General features: G+C 62.2%; 2 protein-coding genes. Both read right to left on the reverse strand.

Annotated elements, in window-relative coordinates:
- Positions 1-625: 625 nt before the first annotated feature.
- Positions 626-850, reverse strand: coding sequence for a DUF3006 domain-containing protein (locus F8C90_RS10675; RefSeq protein ID WP_158050484.1), 225 nt, complete (start codon positions 848-850; stop codon positions 626-628).
- A gap of 12 nt (positions 851-862) precedes the next feature.
- The coding region (locus F8C90_RS10680; protein ID WP_158050485.1) for an S-layer homology domain-containing protein at positions 863-2,237 on the reverse strand (1,375 nt) is incomplete at its 5' end.

The following is a 2,237-nucleotide window of genomic DNA, read 5'->3' on the forward strand; positions in this document are numbered from 1 at the left end:
GATTCCCGGCAGGAAGGCGGCGTAGCATGCGCTAGAATGACGGCATTCTAGGTGATTCTCGGCTCCTCGGGCAGCCTGCGGCTACCCTCGAGAACCGAGCTCTACACCAACATTCGGGACACTACCTATTTTTATGAGCGCTGTCCCTGAATGATCATGCGGAGAAGCAACCGAAGGAATCTCGAAGCTCTCTGTCGGGACGGGATCTTTATCAGATTGGCAGCTTTGTCCTTTCTTTTACTCCGCCGTGCCACCTAATAGTGCACTCACGAAGGCCGATTCTGGCACGAAAACCGAGGTGTCCCACGGGGAATGCGAGGATCAGAGAGCGTCTCTGGGTTGCCTGAGTGCGCGGCCTGGGGTTTCTTGTCGAGAGGAAGCCGTCAACCTGCAACAACCTCCCAAGCCGAGGCTCCATCCGTGGGATACCTCGGTTTTCGTGCCAGAATCTCGTGTTCGCGGTGTACTTTTGCGAGAGAAAACAAGGTACCTATCTGATATCAGGAGGATACCGAAGAATCCTGGCCTAATGGTCGAGCTGTCGAGCTGGCCTGCTCACTCAGCTTGACTGCTCGACAGCGCGTACGCCTCAATCGTCAAAAGAGAACGAGGCGCAGATCCTCAACTAGTCAACGAAGAGCGCGTTGAGCTTCCGCTCGATTCGGCGCTTGCGCGTGGCTTCCTCCCCTTCATCGAGGGCGAACCCGCGCTCGCAGGGGCGCAGGCACGAACCCTCGTGCGCACCTGAAGGCAGGCCCGAAAGAGGGACTTCCATCTTCTCGCCCGAATCGCGCACGAGGACGGCGATGCCCTCCTCAATGCGGTCGATGACGTAAATCGCGTCGTCCATGCCTCCCCTTCCCTACGCCGCGCGGCGTATCGTCTCACCATCGCAGCTGAGCGTCACCGTGCCGTCGAGGTCCGTACGCAGCAAGTGAGCGACCCCCGAGAGCGCGGAGGGAACCTCTTCGGACGGGTGACCGTACGAGTTGCCCGCCCCTACCGAAATCACTGCCCAGTCGGGCGAAAGCGTCTCTGCGAGCTGCCGCGTCGTCGACGTTCTCGACCCGTGGTGGCCGACCTTCAGCACGTCGACGTGGTGGCCGCACGCCTTCCCGATAACGCTGGACGAGGCGTCGCCCGTGAAGAGAAAGGACCTTGCCCCCACGTCAAGTTCGAGAATGACCGACCAGTCGTTGAGGTCGGAATACGACGTCTCGAATGGCGAGAGAATCGTCGCCGAAAAGCCTTCGTCGGAGCAGATGATCTTCCCTTCCTCCGCCGCGTTGACGGGGATACCCTTTTCGGCGATCACGTCGAGCAGCCCTTCAAAGGTGGCGGTGTTCGATGTCGCGCGCGGCATCCAAATCTCGCCAATATCGAAGCCTCTCAGCACGCGCGCCATCCCGCCGATGTGGTCCTCATGGGGGTGCGTGGCGACGATATAGTCGATGCGCGAGTAGCCGAGCCCGGCGATGTAGCTTGCGACCTTCTCACCGCTCTCGGTCGTGCCCGCGTCTACGAGCATCGTCTTGCCGTTCGGCAGCTCGATGAACCCGCTGTCGCCCTGCCCAACGTCGATGAAGTGGACGCGGGCTTCCCCATGGCTCGCGCCTTGGTTGCCGATGATCTTGTGCGCGATGGAGAGCATCTTGCACCCTTGGCAGCGAGTGGCGGTCCCCTGGGGGTCGATGATTGAGGCCCCGCCGAGAATGCCCTGGTCAACCGACCAGGCGACTGCATCGCGCGCCCAATCGCTCACGGAAGCCGCATCCGGCTTCGCCGCGAGCGCCGCGCCCGTGCTCGATGTGTCGATATGGGAAACGGTGCTCGCGAACCTCGCGACCATCACAGCGAGCTGCTCGCGCGTAACGGGGTCGTTCGGGCCGAAGCAGTTCGTCCCCTCGTAACCTTTGACGACCTCGCTCGCACGCGCCCAGCGTACGGCGTCTTTGTACCACGATTCCTCTGAGTAGTCGGCGTCATCGAAATCGGCAGCCTCGCATGCGGGCTCGCCGGCCATCCGCCAAAGAACGGTCACGGCCATCGCGCGGGTAATCGAATCGTCGGGGCCGAACCTGTTCGAGCCGTCGCTGTACCCCTTCATGAGACCGTGGTCGAGCGCGTAGTCGAACACGCCGCTTTCGACATACCAGGAGTCGGCGGGGACGTCGACGAACCCGCGGTACTGGGGCTGCGGGTCGGGCGTGGGCGCAGGCGTGGGGTCAGGGCTGGGG

It is taken from the genome of Ellagibacter isourolithinifaciens (assembly GCF_008831035.1).
Classification (GTDB): domain Bacteria; phylum Actinomycetota; class Coriobacteriia; order Coriobacteriales; family Eggerthellaceae; genus Ellagibacter; species Ellagibacter isourolithinifaciens.

Excerpts from the sequence above, each read along its gene's own strand:
- F8C90_RS10675 (WP_158050484.1), bottom strand. The coding sequence starts at position 850 with ATGGACGACGCGATTTACGTCATCGACCGCATTGAGGAGGGCATCGCC.